This is a genomic window from Brevibacillus sp. HD3.3A, from assembly GCF_013284375.2.
In the GTDB taxonomy this organism is placed as follows: domain Bacteria; phylum Bacillota; class Bacilli; order Brevibacillales; family Brevibacillaceae; genus Brevibacillus; species Brevibacillus parabrevis.
Genome location: NZ_CP085874.1, coordinates 1,317,861 through 1,336,115 on the forward strand (window position 1 = coordinate 1,317,861; position 18,255 = coordinate 1,336,115).

Consider the following 18,255-nt stretch of genomic DNA (forward strand, 5'->3'; position numbering starts at 1 on the left):
AAGCGTATAATCAAGTTTGCATATCAATTAATTGGAAAAAGAGGAAGGGATGTGTAAGGTTTGGTTCACTTAAAACGACTTTTATGCTGCTTTGTTATGTTTTGCCTATTGCTAGAACCAATCGGTTTTTTTAGCCAGCCACTCATTTTTAACAACACGGCCTTGGCCCAGGAAGTTGTTTCATCCGTCGATGAAAGCAAGACGAATCCGGGCACTGCCCCTCCGGAAGAACCTGTCCAGACTGATACAGAAGAAGAGATTGCTGATGGCACGTCATCAGAAAAAACACCCGAAGCAGAGCCTGCTAATCTTGAAGAAGAAGCCCCGGTAAAAGGGGAGTTTGCACTAGCAGCAGCTTACGATGGATCCATCACCTTATCAAAGGGTGAGTCTTATAAATTCACGAACATCCATACGAATGCCACGTACATAAAATCTAACGCAACGAGTACAAATACGTACGATTACGCCATCTACCTGCCAGACGGATCCGGTTACGATTATGATACGGATTCAAAGTCTACTTCCAGGTCCGTTCGTGCCGGTGGGCACATGGTCGTTACAGTTACCTCGTCAAACCCCGTTACTTTCACTTTTACTACCAGTCAAGTCAGCTCTGAAGCGAGCACTACTCCGGCATTAGTAAAAAAAGAAGCGTCGTCAGGAGAGAGTTTCTCGTTTGTAAATACCGGGGAGGTTAACAATTCCATCAAGGTGGAAGGTGTAGCAAAAGAGTTTAGTTATCAAACGTATAAAGAAGATGGTACTTTATCAACCGAAGCCTATGATTATGCTTCCAGTACCGTAACGATACCCGCAGGCGGGAAAATCATCGCTACAGTGACAGCCGACGATCCCGTTACGTTTGCTGGATATTATGACTTTAACGACGAAGAACCTGTAAGCGATGCATTACTTTTCGTAACTTTGGAAGCAGGGGAATCCTATCTTTTTGAAAATCTTGATGATACGGCTACCCACGTCATTAAAACAAACGCTTCAAACTCGTCCAGTGCCAAGAAGACATACGATTCAGCCATATATAAAGCAGATGGTAGCGCTCATGCCCAGGATGCCGATGCAACGGTTACTTCCAAAACGATCCCTGCTGGCGGGAAAATGGTCGTTACTGCCACGTCAGCTATTCCCGTTACCTTTAAGGCTTTCACAAGCTACTTTAGTGGGAAAAGAAACGATCATCCGGCATTAATCAAAAAAACACTCAAAAAAGAGGAAACCATTCAACTATTCAATACGGCAACGGAAAGCACGACGGTTTTGGTAAACGGCTCCAGCAGCAGACGCTACAGTTACCAGTTGTTAAAAAGTGATGGATCTACTTATCAACAGTCCTATGACTCTGGAAATACCTCTCTCTCCATCCCTGCTGGTGGCAAGCTGATTGCAACCACAATCAGTGATACGCCTGTTACCTTTACCGGCTATTATGATATTTTGCAAGACCTTACTTCGGCGGATTCGATCATTACGAAAACGTTGGACAATGGTCAATCTTATATTTTCGTAAATACGTCAGGTTCTAACCAAAGCATAGATACAGATGGGACTTTAAATTCGTCCGGTAAAAGAACTTTTAACTATGCCATCTATAGCGGCAGCGGGGACCCGTTATACCAGGATATTGATTCAGGCGTATCTTCCAAAGTTGTCCCTGCAGGTGGAACGATTGTCGTTACCGCAACATCAGAGTTGCCTGTAACCTTCCGGGCATTCAAATCTTATTTTATCGGGCAAGATACATCGAGACCTGCTCTATTTACACAGAGGCTCAGCAAAGGAAGCAGTATCTCGGTAACGAACATCGGCAAGGCGAATGCAGACTTGCTCACCATGAGCAGTGGAGGCAAGTTTAGTTACCAGTTGATGGAAAACGGAACGGTTACATCTGCTCATCATAATGCCGCTGTTTCCTATCGAAACATCCCTGCGAATGCAACTATCCTTGCTACCGTAACATCAGAGGAGCCCGTTACCTTTAGCGGATACGAACAAATATTTCGGCCGGAATTGCAGAGTGCCTCCTCTATCATTCAAAAGACTTTGGAGAACACTCAATCGTATGAGTTTGTGAATCAAACCGATCAGCAACAAAGTGTAGATATCCGTACCAATGGAGCAAAGTCGTTTGATTTTGTGACCTTGAATCAGGATGGGTCTATCCGTTCACAAGATATGGATGCAACCATTTCTACCATGCAAGTTCCGCCGCGTGGCAAATTGATCATTACGAATCATTCCAATGATCCGCTCATGCTAGAAGCCTTCACCTCGGATTTTGTTGGCTTGGAAAGAACACAGCCTGCAATTATTAGAGAAACCGTTGTTCAAGGCCAGAACCTTGCATTTAAAAACAAATCTTTGCTGGAGAGCCAACTGCTGAGATACGATGCGATCAATGTGGTGGAGAGATACGATTACGAAATCTACGATAGCGCGGGTTCACTGGTTTCCAGCGAGTTAAACTCAGCGCTTACTTCGCTTCAAGTTCCGGCAGGTGGAGCGATTAAAGTAACCGTAACATCAGCAGCTCCGATCACTTTTTTTGGTTCCTACGATCATATTCAAATCGCAAATGACAGCGGCAATGAACCGCAGTTTGAGAACTTGAGTGTCGATGTATTTACGGATGTAAATAAAAATAATCGCACAGCGGCTTTCTTTAAAGTAACGCCGGACCATTCTGGTAAGCACCGGATCTTTTCGTCTCCGTATTTAAATAATGGACTTGAACAAGATACAAGACTGTATATTTATTCGGATGTAAATTTGCAGAATGAAGTGACAAGCAACGACGATCACGATGGTCCTTTTGGCACCAAATTTTCAAAAGTCGAATGGGACGCAACAGCGAATACAACATACTACGTTAAACTTGAAACAACAGCATCTGCCTTGCAGTCTCGACTTACATTTGAAGAAGACTTGGACAGCACGAGAGAAACAGCCATTCCGGCTGAATGGGATGAAATTTATACGGACAAATTGTCTTCTCCCTATGACGTTGACTACTTTGTGCTCACGGCTGAAGAAATGGCTTACATGAACCTTTATGTGACAAATAACATGCTCATCTTGGAGGACTCGCAAGGAACAGAGCTTAAAACCTTCCATGCGAATGAGGAAGACACGTTGTTTGTTACAGAAGTGGCTGGGACCTATTATGCAAAAGTAGTTTGGAATAAAAGCCAGACGCAAGCCCAATTAAAGTCTGGCATTTCGCTATTGTCCACCGAAATCGGTGGAAACTATCAGGCAGGTTTTCATGGCCCAAAACGAATTTCCAGTAATTTCGCAGTGGATACAACACCAGGTTTTGAAAAATCAGTAACAGTACAATGGAGATTTTCAAATCCGCATCCAAACGTAACGATTCAGGTAATCAAGCAGGGAAGACCTGTCTATGAAGAGACCAGAACAAACCAACCAGCAGGATACCATACGTTTAGCTGGAATGGCATCTACACAAAAGGGAATCCCGGACAACGGGCTGAAAGTGGCGTCTACTTTGTTAAAGTCGTAGCTTCCGATGCACAACAATATCAAATTCTTGTGCCAATAAGCGTTGTGAATACGAACCCGAATGAAGAGCTTGATATCCAATATTTAATCTCTCGCTACAATAGCACCATTCCAAGCGCAACGATCCGTCAAGCACAAGAGAACCTACAGGCGATGCTGTTCTACGATGGCCCGATCACGGGTGCGTACAATGAAGACTTCTTGATGTCTGCCATTGCTTTTGAAGTGATTCTGAACAGAAGCGTGCATGTTTCTCTCAACGTAAACGTTGGCGGTGGAGAAGTGCTAGAAGAGAAAGGGGAGTTAACGAATCAGTTAGTTTATTACATCCATTCAGGAAGAGCGACTGGGCGGGATAAATATGGAAAGTTTGCTCAGTTTCTCTTTAATGGAGATATTGTTATATATGAGACTGGTGCAGCCGCGGTTCCTGTGCTTCGCTTGACCAAGAGTGGTGGAAAGCTAGTCAAGAAAGCGGGTAAGACCATTGATGATCTATTTGAATGCAACTGCTTTACAGCAGGCACAAAGATTTTAACAGACGCAGGGGAGAAAAATATCGAAGACATTGAAGTCGGAGATAAGGTTCTTTCCAAGAATGAAGAAACTGGTGAGCAGGCTTACAAGGTAGTTACGCATCTGTATCGAAATGATAAGGAGATCATCTATGAACTCACTGTAGGCGACCAAGTCATTGAGACAACCGATAACCATCCGTTTTGGGCAATAGGCAAAGGCTGGGTACTGGCGGCAGACTTGAAGGTGGGGGATAAGTTACAGCAGAGTAACGGGAATACCTTGACGATTGACAACATCAAGATTGTTAAGCATGATGAGCCAGTTGAGGTATATAATTTTACTGTTGCTGACTTCCATACCTACTTTGTAAGTGACTTGGGCATTTGGGTTCATAATATTGGATGGTGTGATATAGCTAAAAGTGTTTACAACATTATGACTACCTATGTAACAAAAATTAAAAAGCTATATCCCGATGCAAAAGTTGGTTATCGAGGGTCTCTTGCAACTGGCACCAAATATTCCACTGGGGGCCCTTTTGACCCGAATGATTTTGACGTAGATGCTTTCATCGTAAGTGATAAATTGGCTTCTCAGTTTGGCCCTAACGTTGTTTTCAGGGATGCGAGAAGGTTTAAGGAATTAGGTGCTATATGTGATGACTTGGAGAAGGTATTTAAAAAATCCTTTGATGGATATCGCACGGAACCTGGAAAACCATTTACATTTAGGGTTTGGACAGAGGCAGAGTTCGAACAAAAGGTTAAACCGTATGGATACAATTTATTTAAATAGGGAGGACATGAATGGATAAATTACCTTATCTCGTGGGCGATGTTACAATAAAATCGAACTTGGAAATAGAGGAAGTAGGAAACGTTATTTCTAAGGAAATATTAGGGGGATTAAAATTTGGAGGGAAGGAGAAGAGAATTTATGATGAGGTACCAGCATTATTCATCTCATCTCCATTATTAGGTCTGAGCGTGGTATTACAAGGGTATAAAGGATTTGGTGAAACAGAAGGTTATGTATTATCAATTTTGCCAAATGACAATATATGTGATGTTGAACGAGAGGAGTTTAAACTTGATTATTATTTAACCATGCTGCTTAAAAGTGTACTTAAAAATCATGACGAAATTGAAGTGTTGGATGTAGACATAAATAGATGTTAAAGAATAAGCAATGAACAAATAATTACAAGAGGGTGGTAGCTGAATAGTTGCCACCTTCTCTATCTCTCCTTCACACCCAGTGCCAAATGAATCGGGCGGCACACTCCGAAAGAACTTAACCCTCATCACCTCCGCATGATATTCCTCTAATATGCTTGTACGTACTTAAACGCTTGAATTTTTATGCTTTTGGGAAGATGATGGAAGGAAGTACAGATCCAAGTTACTATAAGCGTGCAAGTTCCGGTTCGGGTGCGGGGAGTTGTTGCAAGAAAAACAGACACGTGCATGTGACGTGTCTGTTTTTGCTGTGGCAAAACTATTCAATGGAAAGCTCTCTTGCTTCTATTACTGGAACAAGGGAAGAGCCGATGTTTTCGTATTTTTCGCCGTTCTTTTTGTATATATGGTTGGGAGTTGTCAGCTGATAAATTTCTTTCCCGTATAAATCTGAGTGGGTGCTTTTAAGAAAGAGTAAATATTCTCCTGCCTCCAATTTTATTTTTTCTTCTTCGACAAGAGGAAGAAATTTACCGCTTTTCTTTTGTTTCAATCCAACTGGAACGTAAAGCTCAATCATTTCGTCTTTTTTAAGAGCGTGGTTGCTGTTGTTTTTGGCGGACTCTGCCACTTTGACTTCGTACACGCGTGAAATTTCATAAAGCCCTTTTTCGTCAGGCAGTTCTACTTCTACTTCCGTATATTGTTCGGGAACAAAGCCTGTCACAATCAGATCCGATTTCTTCATCAGCTTGTCTTTTTCTTTGTAGGCTGGGCTTAAAGCAGTGGTTTCCTGACGATCGCTTTTTTTGTATTCGTTCAGAGCGACAACAGAACCCACTCCCAGTAACACAGCTAACATACTTGAAAGTACCGTTATGGAAAGCTTTTTCATTTATTTTCTCCACCTGTCTTTTGGTATCTGAATAGGTCGAGTTGTGGTCAAGCCCTGTTTAGTGGACATTGAAAAAAGTCCTGGGCAGCAAGCTGATGTCGGTACTCAACTGGCGTCAGCTTCTGAGTCCCTCCTGGTGGTGCCAAACTGGCTTTAGAACATTATCAAATGTCTGCACAAGAGTGCCAAATAAATGACAAGGGATCGTCAGGTTTGACTCTTCGCAGGAGACAGATAAACAGTGGTTCATTGAAATCGTAAACGACTCGCATCAAGAAATTTCACCGGAGAGACAGCGAGGGCAAAGGGAAGGCTACCTGAATGGACGATGGAGCGGCAAGCTGTCTGCCAGAATCGAACTGGCGGAAGAGATGAAAAATACACCCAATGATCAGCAACGCGCCTGGAGCGCATGCGCAATCGCCTATCATGACCAGCCCCACAACGTAACAGTTAACGACCAAAACAAAAAACACTCTACCGCCCTCCCGCACCGAGGCGAGTCAGAGTGTTTTTGCATTTGCCTCACGAACAAATGAACGAAACCGCAGAACCGTCCCCCGCCAGCTTGCCAAGCAGCAGCTATCTACCATTACACTTAGTTCAGCCGAAACAGCTTATGCCAAATAGAAGTTTTCCGCTCGGCGTCCTGCATTTTTGCCAACTGTACCTTGGCGGCCATGATGTCGCTCATTGCTTTGGTCAGGCGGCGGTCGCGCTCCTTCAAGCTGGTGCGAATGTACGCTTCCTGCTTTTCCAGACGGGCGAGCAATGCCTGCTGGTTCTCGTCCTGTTGCTTCACGTGGAGCGCCAGTGCGTGCAGCTTTTCATCGATGGCTTCCAGTGCTTCCAGGGCGTCTTCATTTGCGGCAGGGTGAGTGACAGGAGCGAGGGCAACCGCGACAGCCGTTTCGTTTCGGGTCGTTTCCACCTGGGTTTGGCTGACGATCATTTGCGCGGCTTCTTCCTGGGGGATGAGCTGATCTTTGGTCAGCCGATAAAAGCGTTTCATGCAGGACACATCCAGCTGGCGATACTCGCGGCGGTTTTGGCTGTCCCGCAGGAACCAGTAGCCGTGCTGTTCTAAGAGCATGCTCCATTTGCGCAAGGTGCTCGCGCCAATTCCCAGCATCTCGGCGACTTCCCTGCCGCTGTAAGTCCGTTCTCTGGCAACAAGCTCAATGACGTCTCCCATGTTTACCCCTCCTGACGCAGAGTGCGTTCGTACGTTTTCTAACCCTTTTCTGTGCGCCAAAAGAGAAATCCTTTTGGAATCGTGCGACAAATTCCAGCAGCGTTCGAAACTCGTGCACGACTGTTTGTCCGGCTCTGCCAACTGGCGGAAAAACTTGTCTATCTGACGGGAAAAGCGGCAATCGGGACAAATGACGGACGGGTACAAGTACATTTTCTGTTTGTCTGTGCATCTGCTCAGTAGGGCTATGCCAAACGTACATAGGATGCTTACAGAAGGAGGGATTGACCATGGCATTCAGAGACCAGGTGAAACGATTCGAAGGGAAAAATGTAAAGGTTGAGACTGTGAATGGCAACTTTTTCGGCAAGCTGGTTGAAGTGAAATCCAGCACGATCATCCTGCGTGAACACGATAATAATCGCCGCACTATCATCCGTGATTCGAAAATCATTGCCGTTACAGAACACGACCACGATTGCTAAGCTTCCAAGGAAGTCTTGGCAAGAAAAAAGTTGTTCCTCAGGCTGTCGAGCAATCGGCGGCCTCTTCTCTTTTTGGGCAGCAACTGTTCAGGTGGATTTTATTCCCACCCCTGGACGTGGTAACATGATAGAGTACAAAACGATAATGAAAGAGGGCAGGGGATACCATGTTGGAAATCCGGTTTCACGGACACTCTTCCGTGCAGTTGACCAGTGAAGGTCATTCGATCATGATTGACCCGTTTATTTCGGGAAATCCGCTGGCAAAAACAAAGCTTGAAGACATCCACGTCCAGTACATCCTGCTGACGCACGGACATCAGGACCACATTCTCGATGCAGTGGAACTGGCAAAAGCGAACGATGCCACGATCGTTGCGACGCATGAGCTTGCTACATACCTTGGCTGGCAAGGAGTAAAAACGATTTCCATGAATTTGGGCGGATCGGTGACGCTGCCTTTTGGCAAAGTCAAAATGACACAGGCGTTCCACAGCTCGGGCGTGGTGCTCGATGACCAACAGCAAATCGTCTACATGGGCATGCCGGGCGGATTCGTATTCGAGCTGGGCGGCAAAACGATCTATCACGCGGGAGATACAGGCTTGTTCGGGGATATGAAGCTGATCGGCGATTCCCACGACATCGATCTGGCGTTTTTGCCGATCGGAGACGTGTTCACGATGGGGCCGGAGGATGCCGTGAAGGCTGCTGAGTGGATCGAAGCCGACTACGTTGTGCCGATTCATTATGACACCTTCCCGCCGATCAAGCAGGATGGAGACGCCTTTGTTGCGACATTGGCCGAAAAGGATATCAGAGGCAAAGCGCTCAAGCCGGGAGAGATTTTGCGTCTGCCGTAGCTTGAGCACTTGTTTTGCGATTGCAAAAAACCGCTCGTCTCGAAAAAGGGACAAGCGGTTTTTCTTGTTTTGCCAGGAGTTATCAGAAACCCCATTTTTGTAGCCGCATGTAGCCATAGACGCCGATCAGGGCAGCAATAGCCACGATCACTCGAAAAAGTTGTTCCGGGAAGGGCGAGACGCCAAATCTGTCTGCAAGCCCGATTTCACTGGCATCTGCTTGCCACATTACGGCTGTGACGAGCAGCACGACTGCACCAAATATGTAAAAATAGCCGATTAAGGTTACTCCGAGAGGCCTGTTCATTTGCTTGCCTCCTTTTATCAGGCAATACGCATTCTAAACTTGACGCTGAAAAAAAAGCAAGGGACTATCTTTGAAAATACGGCATGAAAATGGTAGCGACTCTCATAGACATAGAAACATAGGAAAGGCAACTTGGCAAAAAGGAGAGGGTTGTCTGAATGAGTACGCTGCATCATGTTTTGCTATTTTTCACTGTCATTGTCCTTTATTCGCTGGCGAGCTTCGCCTTTCCAGTAGGCGGGGCTTGGTATGCTTCATTAGCCAAGCCCGACGGAACGCCACCCGACTATGTGCTGGGAACGGTTTGGTTTCTTTTGCATGCGCTCATCGCCGCTTCTGTCGTTCTTTCGGTTCGCCGCAGGCAAATGAACCGGGAGCTGCTTCTATTATATGGAATCAACTGGTTTTTTCATCAGCTGTTTCCGCTTTTGTTCTATGGCTTGCAGCTCCCGTTTCTTGCCGCTGTCGATACGCTCCTGATTTTGTACTCGACATGGGTCCTGATCCGGGCGATCCGTCCTCTGGACAAAATCGCTTCCTCGCTCTTGATTCCGTACTTGCAGTGGAGCGTATTTGCCATCTACTTGGCTGTTTCGTTCTGTGTGCTGAATTTGTGAGCGCTGAGCGCTGCTTGGCTTACAGTCCTTCGACGAGTCGCTTGGCCCGCACAGCGGCTTCCCGCTGGATTTCTTCCCAGGAAATGAGCGTCAGTTCGCGGTTGCGCATCAATATTTCCCCGTTGACGATGGTCGTATCGACATCTGCTCCGGTAGCGCTGTAAGCGATGAGCGAATGCAAGTCGTGGAGGGGAGAGAGATGCGGCTTGTTCGTATCGATCAGGATGAGATCAGCCCGCTTGCCGACCTCAAGTGTGCCCACTTCGTGATCGATGCGCAGCAGCTTGGCGCTTTCAATCGTCGCCATGCGCAAAACTTGCTCGGCAGGCAGGACAGTCGGATCGCCGTAGTGCAGCTTTTGCATCCAGGATGCCGCCTTGATTTCGGCAAACATGTCGAGCGTTGTGGCGCTTCCCGCTCCGTCCGTACCCATTCCGACGGTGACACCTTGCGAGAGCAGTTCCGTCACAGGCGCGATGCCGCAGCCGAGCTTGAGGTTGCTGACCGGATTGTGCGCGACACCGCCGCGCATGCCGCGAAGCCGTCCAATGTCTTCCGGATCGAGATGGACAGCGTGGGCGAGCAGGACGTGATTGTCGTGGAACACCCCAAGCTCGTGCAAATACTCGGTAGGAGTCTGGTTGTATTTTTCGCGGACTTTGACCACTTCTTCGCGCGTTTCCGCGAGGTGAATATGCAACGGGATTTGCCGGCTTCTGGCCAGGGCGGATACTTCTTGCAGCGGTTGCGGAGGGCACGTGTAAGGTGCGTGCGGCCCGAGCATCGTCGTGATTCGGCCGTCTGCTGCACCCGACCATTTATCAATCAAATCGAGGGCTTCTGTCATGCGGCGGCCGCCGTCATCTTGCAAAAAGACGAGCCCGCGAGTCAGGGAAGCTCTGATTCCGCTGTCCTGCACCGCTTCGGCGACAGCATCCATGTGCACGTACATGTCGGCAAAAGCAGTCGTGCCGGATGCGATCATCTCGGCAATGCCAAGCAACGTTCCCCAGTAGACGTCTTCTCGCGTCATGCGCGCCTCGGCAGGCAGCATTTTTTTGTCCAGCCAATCCATCAGCTTCAGGTCGTCGGAAAAAGCGCGCAACAGCGACATGCTGGCATGGTTGTGCGCGTTGATCAGCCCTGGCATGGCTATCCTATTTTTCGCCTCGATCACGGTGACGGTGCTTGCACTCGCCTCAATCGCTTCCGCCATTCGGACGATCCGGCCATTCTCGATCAAAATGTCTCCGATCCACGGCTTTTCCTTTTCCACCATCGTCATGATGTGGCAGCCTTTAATCAGCAATGTTTTCATTTCCGCTTCCTCCTTGGTATCTTGTTCGGTTGTTAGCGTAAAGCTTCACGCCACGGCAGAGTCAAGGACGTTTTGCCGTGAAAAAAACAGCATCGGGCGGAAAAGCAGTGCTGATTTGCAGGTTTCTGTAATATTGTTTATTAGATAACAATTGACGCAGGAAATAATGCTACATAAAATGGAAGTAAGATTTGGAGGAAGAAAGCGGTGGCGCATATGTTAAACGGAGGACTTGTCAGCTTGCAGGCGATTTTGGATGAGTTGAAACCATCCGAACGCAAGGTGGCAGAATATATAGTAGCTCACCCGGAAGACGTGGTGAAGCTGTCGGTGCAAAAACTGGCGGAGCTGAGCGGAGTGTCCGAGGCGACGATCATTCGTCTGGCTCGCTCGCTCAATATGAAAGGCTATCAGGAGCTGAAGCTGCGAATCGCGGGCGATCTGAACAAGCAGACGACTCCCACGAGCTATCAGGAAATCATGATGGAAGGCTCGGTAGAATCGATCATGCAGGCGGTCAGCTGGAACAACATCCAGTCGATCCAGGATACTCTCTCGGTTTTATCAAGCGAGGAAGTGAAGCGAGCGGTCGAAGCGCTGTCTACAGCGAGAAAAATAGATGTATACGGCGTGGGAGCTTCCGCCGTCATTGCCGATGACATCAAGCAAAAATTTTGCCGGATCAATCTGTGGTGCGAGGCGTACTCCGATTTTCACGCCCAATTGACATCGGCAGTCAATTTGACGCCAAACGATGTAGTGATCGGCATCTCCTATTCCGGGCAGACAGAAGACATCATTCAGTCGCTGACGGAAGCGAGACAGCAAGGGGCTACCGTCATTACGCTGACCAAGTTCGGCCCTTCTCCCGTAGCGGAGCTGGCCCACATTCGGCTCTTTACCAGTTCGGTCGAAAAAAGCATTCGCAGCGGAGCGATGGCATCACGCATCGCACAGTTGAATGTCATCGATATTTTGTTCATGACCATGGTCAGCAGAAAGCAGGAAGAGGTCATACCATTGCTGGAAAAAACCAGGCTGGCTGTCAGCCGTACGAAGCGTTCATCCAATTGACAGCGGAAGGAGGGGAAAGCATGAAGGCGATCGAAACATTGTTGCAAAGCTGGATCGACGAGAAATTGTTGCCAGGAGCCGCCCTGCGCATCGTACGGGAAGGGCGGACCTGCTTTTCTCTCGATGTTGGCGCCACGAGTGTAGCTTGCGGCCAACCGATTACAAAAGACACGTTATTCGATTTGGCGTCCCTGACGAAGGTGACGGCGACATTGCCCGCCGTGCTGCTCTTGATGCAGGACGGAAAGCTTGCGGCTGACGACCGGATTGGCGCCTTTTTTGCGGATTGTCCAGCAGATAAGGCTGAGATTACGATTGGGCAATTGCTCACGCACACATCCGGTTTGCCCGCTGATCTGGAGGTGCGCACAAGGAACAGCGACATTGACCTGCCGGGGCTTTTGTATCGCCAGCCGTTGCTTCACAAGCCAGGCGAGCAGGTCGTTTACAGCGATCTCGGCATGATCTGGCTCGGTTTGCTCATTGAAAAACTGGCAGAGAAGCCACTGGATGAGTTTGTCACGCAGCGCGTATTTGCTCCTTTGAAAATGGAACGCACCTGTTTCCGTCCAAGTGCCAGTTGTTTTCCGAATATTGCGCAAACGGAGTATTGTTCGCTCACAGACGCGTACATTTGCGGGGAAGTGCACGATGAAAAAGCATTCGCCATGGGAGGCGTCGCAGGCCATGCCGGATTGTTTTCGACGGCTGACGACTTGTGCCTGTACGCCAAAAGCTGGCTGTACGCCGACCCTCCCTTGCTGGCAAAGCAGTGGCGCGATCAGGCTGTCCGCAATCATACGGCGTACGCCAATGGCAGTCGCGGTTACGGCTGGGAGCTGAATCAGTCGGGAACGTTGCTCAGTTGCGGTCAAAATTTTCACTCTACCAGCTACGGACATACAGGCTTTACCGGAACAAGCATCTGGCTCGATCCGGTACGCGAGCTTGCTGTCATTTTCCTCACCAATGCCGTTCACCTCGGGCGCAATCATCAGCTTAGGCAACTGCGGCCTATTCTGCATGACGCTGTCACGACCGCTTTGCAAACGGTCTGACTGGATAAAGCGAGAGCAGCAGGAAGGATCGGTTCGAAGAAAAAGGGGGAGGGTTTGCGGATGAAGCAGTTCCGTCTTCACAAGGTGGCATCTGTCTGTTTGATTGCAGCCATGGCGCTTGTCGGTTGCAGCTCGCAAGGAGGGGAGAAAGCCGCGCCAGGCACTCAGCCAGGCGCAAGTGAAGGGAGCGGACAGCAAGTGACGCTGTCCATGCATAGCTGGCGCGTCGAGGACACGGAAGGCTACAAGGCGATTATCCAAGCATTCGAGGCCGAAAATCCGAATATCAAGATCGACTTCAAGCCGTTCAAAGCGACGGAGTACAACACGATTCTCAACACGGCGCTGCAAAGCGACAGCGGGCCGGACATTCTCCAGTTGCGGCCATACGCCCCGGGCATTTCGCTTGCGGAAGCAGGGTATTTGGAACCGCTGGACAACATAGCAGGCATCTCGGCTTTCCCCAAAGACGTCCTCGCAGCAGCGACAGGCAAAGACGGCAAAGTCTACGGCGTCCCACTCTCCCTGAACTCCACGCAATTTTTCTACAACAAGAAAATTTTCGAGCAAAACGGCCTGAAGGAACCGAAAAGCTGGGATGAACTGATTGCAACGGCCAAAACGTTGAAGGAAAAAGGAATCGTTCCGATTTCGTTTGGAGCAAAAGAAGGCTGGCTGCTCTCCTTGAGTCACGGCGTCATTGCGCCAGCGAGCTACAGCGGCAGCAGTTACATCGACAAGCTGCTAAAAGGCGAGAGCAATTTGCAAAGTCCCGAGTTTCTCCAATCCATTTCACGAATGCAGGAACTCATCCCTTATTTCCCGGAAAATTATGTTGGCCTTGAGTTGAATGATATGCGCACGCTGTTTGCGACAGAAAAAGCGGCGATGTTCATCAATGGCAGCTTTGAGCTGGAAGGACTGAAAAAGCTCAACCCTGACTTGCAGCTCGATTTCTTCCCGATGCCGACCAACGATCAAAAAGCAGTCATTACGACTTGGGTAGACGGCTCTTATGCGGTGAACGCCAAGTCGAAGCATAAGCCGGAAGCGTTGAAGTTCATGGAGTTTATGGCGACGAAAAAATTCGGGGAGCTGTTTGCCAACCAATTCAAGCGGATCAGTGCAGTGCCGGGCGTGTCGACTGATGATCCGTTGGTGAACAAAATGGCGGAGCTGTCCCAATCCAGCTCGACACCGTATTTGATGGTCGTTCATTTTGCCGAGGGCAAACCGACGACGAAGCAAGCGCTGGAAAATGCACTGCAAGGCATGTATTTGGGCAAGCTCACACCGGAACAGGTTGCAGAGGAAATTCAAAAGTCAGCCGCTACCTGGTTCCCTCCATTTAAAAAGTAGGCTGTGATGACAACAGGCGGGAGGCAAAGGCAGGGCAAAACTCCCGCCTGTTGATTTGTTAAGGGGGTGGAGAACATCGGTACGATGAACAGGCACACGATTCAACCGAAAGGGCGGGCTCGCTGGTTGATCCACCTGTTTCCTTTGCCCGCGCTGATCATTTACACGCTGTTTGTCCTGTACCCGATTGTGAGCGCCTTTTTGTATAGCTTGTACGATTGGGATGGGATCAAGCGCGGAGTATTTGTCGGGCTGAAAAATTTCGTCACGTTGTTTACAGTGGAGCCGTTTCATGAAATGTTCTGGAATGCTTTCGGGCACAACGTCTACTATTTTGTCATCGAGATGATCGTGCAAAACGGCATCGCCTTTGGCCTGGCTTTTCTCATCTACCGCAAAATTCGCGGCGCGGCTTTTCTCAAGATGGCGTACTTCATGCCGAGACTTCTGTCCGTTATTGTGATTGGGTTTTTATGGAAATTGATTTTGAATCCGAATTATGGTGCGTTGAATACGCTGCTGACAGAAATCGGGCTGCAACAATGGGCCAAACCGTGGTTGGGCGACCCGGATACGGCGCTGCTCGCGATCATTTTGATCAACTGCTGGTTCGGCATCGGCTTTGCCATGCTCATATTTTTGGCGGGGCTTCAGGCGATCCCGGAGGAGCTGATTGAGGCAGCCAGGCTGGATGGCGCTACGGGCTTCCGGCTGTTGTGGAAAATCATCCTGCCGTTGTGCATGCCTGCGATTACGATTATGACCATTTTCACCTTTATCCAGGCGTTTGAAGCTTTTGAGCTGGTGTATGCGATGCAAGGCTCGATGGGCGAGCCGTTTCGGTCGACGGATACGCTTGCCGTCTATTTTTACCGATTGGCGTTTTCCAGCGCGGGCGGGGCGGGAGACGTGGCAGTCGGACTCGGTTCTGCCCTGGCTGTCGTGCTGTTTTTCATCGTCGCATCCGTATCGGCCGTCTCGCTCTACTTGATGCGCAAGCGTGAAGTCCAGCATTGAGCGATCAGGCGTGTGGCAAATGGAACGTGAAGGGAGGGATGCGGGTGAAAACGAACGTGGGCAGCAAGGCGATCTCGTATGTCGCCGCGTATGTGTTTGCATTACTGTCGCTGTATCCGATCGTCCTGATGATTCTTTCTTCCTTGAAAACGAACTTGGAAATATTTTCAAGTCCTCTGTCTCTTCCCAACTCTTTCAGTCTGGATACGTATAAAAAGCTGTGGGAAGCCGTGCCCTTTGCCGACTTTTTGCTGAACAGTGTTTTCGTCAGTGGCATGTCGGTCCTGCTCATCACCGTTTTTTCCGCGATGGCGGCCTTTTACTTGTCTCGCTTTTCCTACAAATGGACGGGGGCGCTCTACTTCTTTTTCATTATCGGGCTGATGATTCCGATTAAACTGGGGATTGTGCCGTTGTTTTTGCTGATGAAAAATATCGGGCTATTAAATTCGCTCTGGTCGCTGATTCTCATCTACACAGCAAGCGGGATTCCCATTTCCGTGTTTATTTTGACAGGGTTTTTCCGGACCTTGCCTGTGGAACTGGAGGAAGCGGCGCGAATCGATGGCTGCAATCATCTTCAAGTGTTTTGGCGGGTGCTTTTGCCGTTGATCCGGCCAGCGCTTGCGACCGTTGTGATCATTAATTTCATCCACGCCTGGAACGACTTCTTTTTCCCGCTGATTTTCATTCAGGAAGAAGCGCTGAAGACGATTCCGGTGGGCATGATGGTTTTGTTCGGAGAATACGAAACAGATTGGAGTCTGCTTTTTGCCGGATTGACATTGTCTGCTTTGCCGATGATCGTCGTATTTTTGCTGGCGTCGAAGCAGTTCATGGAGGGGTTGACCGCAGGTGCTGTCAAATGACGAAAAAAAATGGTTTATCGGGATAGATGGAGGGGGAACAAAGACAAAAGCGGCGATTTGCGATGAGCGAGGTCAGGTGCAGACGATCGCGACAGGCGATTCTTCCAATCCGTTGTCGCGTCCTTGGGCTGAGGTGGAAGCGACGCTCAAACAGCTCGTCACAACCGTATGCCAAGAGGCCCGGATCAGGGATGAAGAGGTTTCGGGCCTGTTCATCGGCCTGGGCGGTGCAGATCGCCCGTTTGTTCGGGAAAAAATCGATGCTGCGTTTGCTGAGGCGTGGCAGGAGCGGTTGTTCTTTGACAACGATGTGATCCCGGCGCTTTACTCCGGGACGTGGGGGCAGCCGGGGATCGTTCTTATCTCAGGCACAGGCTCGATCGCGTGTGCGTTGACGAGCGAAGGAGTGCGGCATCGCGTAGGTGGCTGGGGCTATTTGCTCGGAGATGAAGGCAGCGGCTTTGATCTGGGAAAAAAAGCGGCCGCGGCCGTTTTGCGCGCACATGACGGGCGCGGGGAGCCGACGGTTTTAACCGAGCTGTTTCTTGCCCATTACCATGTGTCCAGTCCGGAAGAGTTGATCGCATTCATTTACGGTGACGACAACCCGCGCATGCAGCTTGCCAGGGCCAGTGAGCTGGTGGAGCAGGCGGCAAGGCAGAAGGACCGTCTCGCGAACGGACTGATCCGGGAAGCGGCGGCTGCGCTGTGCGAACTGGCGCATACTTGCTTGAAAAAGACGCAGGAAGCGCTCCCGGTTGTCCTCGCTGGCGGGGTGCTTGCACAAGACACGCTGGTCAGACAGCGCGTGCTCGCAGAAGCTTCATTTCCGGTTGTGATCCCTGAGGTTTCGCCTGTGATCGGGGCGTTGGTTGCAGCCATGACCCGCGCAGGCCACCGGGTGGACGAAAGCGTGGCAGAGCAGTTGCGAGAAAGCGGTACAGCCTTGGAGAAGAGGTGAGCCTCACCATGGATGAGAACTTGTATCAGCTTCAGACCGAAAAGCGCAATGCGGCAAGCGAGCGGCTGGATCAGATGAGTGCGCTGGAAATCGTCACTTTGATGAACGAAGAAGATCAAAAGGTCGCCTTGGCCGTGAAGCGTGTGCTGCCACAAATAGCTCAGTCCGTCGACATGATCGTGCGCTCCTTGTCCGGCGGAGGGCGGCTGCTTTACTTCGGGGCGGGTACGAGTGGCAGGCTGGGGATTCTGGATGCGGCAGAATGCCCTCCGACTTTTGGCACGGAGCCTTCTGTCGTGCAAGGAATCATCGCGGGCGGAGTCAAAGCGATGACAGAGGCGATCGAAGGAGCCGAGGATTCCCGCGAGCTGGGCTGTCAAGATGTGCAGGAGGCAGGAGTGAGCCAAAAAGATGTCGTGGTCGGAATAGCCGCCAGCGGGCGGACACCGTACGTATGGGGCGCGCTTCAGGAAGCAAAGACGCGGCAGGCGGGAACGATTTCGCTCTCCTGCAACTCTGACCCGGATATTGGCAAAAGCGCGGATATTGCGATCAATCTCGCAGTCGGCCCGGAAGTGGTGACAGGCTCGACAAGGCTCAAGGCGGGCAGCGCGACGAAGATGGTGCTGAACATGCTGACGACAGCCAGCATGGTGAAGCTGGGCAAGGTCTACCAAAATTTGATGGTCAACGTCCAGGCGACCAACCAGAAGCTGCGCGAGCGGGCCAAACATATTGTGATGCAGGCGACGGGTGTCTCGTACGCGGTTGCCGACCGACTGCTTGCGGAAGCGGCGGGCGATGTGAAAGTGGCGATTGTGATGCAGAAAACAGGACTGGCAGCCAAGGCAGCACAAGAGCGTCTGGCGCGTGTCGGCCACAAGGTCAGAGAAGCAATCGAACTTATATAAAAGAAGATTTATGTGCATTTCGCAAACCCAAGGGTTGGAAACGACCCAGGGAATAGGGTAAAATTGGGTATGAATAGCATTTGAGAACG

Annotated in this window: 16 protein-coding genes; 12 read left to right on the forward strand and 4 right to left on the reverse strand. The window is 49.7% G+C overall.

Annotation, left to right across the window (positions count from 1 at the left end):
- Window positions 1-60 precede the first annotated feature (60 nt).
- Together HP435_RS06605 and HP435_RS06610 are read left to right on the forward strand one after the other, a co-directional pair.
- The gene (locus HP435_RS06605; RefSeq protein ID WP_173598446.1) at window positions 61-4,854 is read left to right on the forward strand and encodes a polymorphic toxin-type HINT domain-containing protein; all 4,794 of its coding nucleotides are present in this window, start codon (window positions 61-63) and stop codon (window positions 4,852-4,854) included.
- A gap of 11 nt (window positions 4,855-4,865) precedes the next feature.
- Window positions 4,866-5,237 carry a hypothetical protein gene (locus HP435_RS06610; RefSeq protein WP_122962861.1) on the forward strand — a complete coding sequence of 124 codons (372 nt, stop codon included), beginning with the start codon at window positions 4,866-4,868 and terminating at the stop codon, window positions 5,235-5,237.
- Between the two features lie 319 nt (window positions 5,238-5,556).
- Here the strand turns inward: HP435_RS06610 and HP435_RS06615 are convergent, their stop codons facing one another.
- Window positions 5,557-6,132 carry a hypothetical protein gene (locus HP435_RS06615; RefSeq protein WP_173596075.1) on the reverse strand — a complete coding sequence of 192 codons (576 nt, stop codon included), beginning with the start codon at window positions 6,130-6,132 and terminating at the stop codon, window positions 5,557-5,559.
- A gap of 598 nt (window positions 6,133-6,730) precedes the next feature.
- Window positions 6,731-7,327: a MerR family transcriptional regulator gene (locus tag HP435_RS06620; protein WP_173598445.1), complete on the reverse strand. Its 597-nt coding sequence runs from the start codon at window positions 7,325-7,327 to the stop codon at window positions 6,731-6,733.
- Window positions 7,328-7,617: 290 nt separating this feature from the next.
- Here HP435_RS06620 and HP435_RS06625 point away from each other — a divergent pair, with 290 nt between their 5' ends.
- Together HP435_RS06625 and HP435_RS06630 are read left to right on the forward strand one after the other, a co-directional pair.
- Window positions 7,618-7,812, forward strand: coding sequence for a hypothetical protein (locus HP435_RS06625; protein ID WP_122962864.1), 195 nt, complete (start codon window positions 7,618-7,620; stop codon window positions 7,810-7,812).
- A 167-nt stretch (window positions 7,813-7,979) separates the two neighbouring features.
- The gene (locus HP435_RS06630) at window positions 7,980-8,675 is read left to right on the forward strand and encodes a metal-dependent hydrolase (RefSeq protein WP_122962865.1); all 696 of its coding nucleotides are present in this window, start codon (window positions 7,980-7,982) and stop codon (window positions 8,673-8,675) included.
- 82 nt (window positions 8,676-8,757) lie between these two features.
- Here the strand turns inward: HP435_RS06630 and HP435_RS06635 are convergent, their stop codons facing one another.
- Window positions 8,758-8,982 carry a hypothetical protein gene (locus HP435_RS06635; protein ID WP_122962866.1) on the reverse strand — a complete coding sequence of 75 codons (225 nt, stop codon included), beginning with the start codon at window positions 8,980-8,982 and terminating at the stop codon, window positions 8,758-8,760.
- A gap of 158 nt (window positions 8,983-9,140) precedes the next feature.
- On the opposite strand from HP435_RS06635, the gene HP435_RS06640 reads away from it, so the two are divergent.
- The gene (locus HP435_RS06640; protein WP_122962867.1) at window positions 9,141-9,599 is read left to right on the forward strand and encodes a TspO/MBR family protein; all 459 of its coding nucleotides are present in this window, start codon (window positions 9,141-9,143) and stop codon (window positions 9,597-9,599) included.
- A 19-nt stretch (window positions 9,600-9,618) separates the two neighbouring features.
- Here the strand turns inward: HP435_RS06640 and HP435_RS06645 are convergent, their stop codons facing one another.
- Window positions 9,619-10,917 carry an amidohydrolase gene (locus tag HP435_RS06645; protein WP_173596078.1) on the reverse strand — a complete coding sequence of 433 codons (1,299 nt, stop codon included), beginning with the start codon at window positions 10,915-10,917 and terminating at the stop codon, window positions 9,619-9,621.
- A 216-nt stretch (window positions 10,918-11,133) separates the two neighbouring features.
- Between HP435_RS06645 and HP435_RS06650 the strand changes: the two genes are divergently transcribed.
- The 7 genes from HP435_RS06650 (at window position 11,134) to murQ (ending at window position 18,166) form a co-directional block, all read left to right on the forward strand.
- Window positions 11,134-11,991 (forward strand): MurR/RpiR family transcriptional regulator, encoded by an 858-nt coding sequence (locus HP435_RS06650; RefSeq protein WP_122963250.1) that lies wholly within the window; start codon window positions 11,134-11,136, stop codon window positions 11,989-11,991.
- A 20-nt stretch (window positions 11,992-12,011) separates the two neighbouring features.
- On the forward strand, window positions 12,012-13,049 hold the full coding sequence (locus tag HP435_RS06655; protein ID WP_173596079.1) for a serine hydrolase domain-containing protein: 1,038 nt from the start codon (window positions 12,012-12,014) through the stop codon (window positions 13,047-13,049).
- A 60-nt stretch (window positions 13,050-13,109) separates the two neighbouring features.
- Window positions 13,110-14,408, forward strand: a complete 1,299-nt coding sequence (locus HP435_RS06660) for an ABC transporter substrate-binding protein (RefSeq protein ID WP_173596080.1) — start codon at window positions 13,110-13,112, stop codon at window positions 14,406-14,408.
- 84 nt (window positions 14,409-14,492) lie between these two features.
- The gene (locus HP435_RS06665) at window positions 14,493-15,425 is read left to right on the forward strand and encodes a carbohydrate ABC transporter permease (protein ID WP_122962871.1); all 933 of its coding nucleotides are present in this window, start codon (window positions 14,493-14,495) and stop codon (window positions 15,423-15,425) included.
- A 44-nt stretch (window positions 15,426-15,469) separates the two neighbouring features.
- Window positions 15,470-16,294 (forward strand): carbohydrate ABC transporter permease, encoded by an 825-nt coding sequence (locus tag HP435_RS06670; RefSeq protein WP_122962872.1) that lies wholly within the window; start codon window positions 15,470-15,472, stop codon window positions 16,292-16,294.
- Window positions 16,281-17,255, forward strand: a complete 975-nt coding sequence (locus HP435_RS06675) for an N-acetylglucosamine kinase (protein ID WP_122962873.1) — start codon at window positions 16,281-16,283, stop codon at window positions 17,253-17,255. Before HP435_RS06670 ends, HP435_RS06675 begins: the two co-directional genes overlap by 14 nt.
- Window positions 17,256-17,263: 8 nt before the next feature.
- The gene (gene murQ, locus HP435_RS06680) at window positions 17,264-18,166 is read left to right on the forward strand and encodes an N-acetylmuramic acid 6-phosphate etherase (protein WP_122962874.1); all 903 of its coding nucleotides are present in this window, start codon (window positions 17,264-17,266) and stop codon (window positions 18,164-18,166) included.
- The last annotated feature ends 89 nt before the right edge of the window (window positions 18,167-18,255 follow it).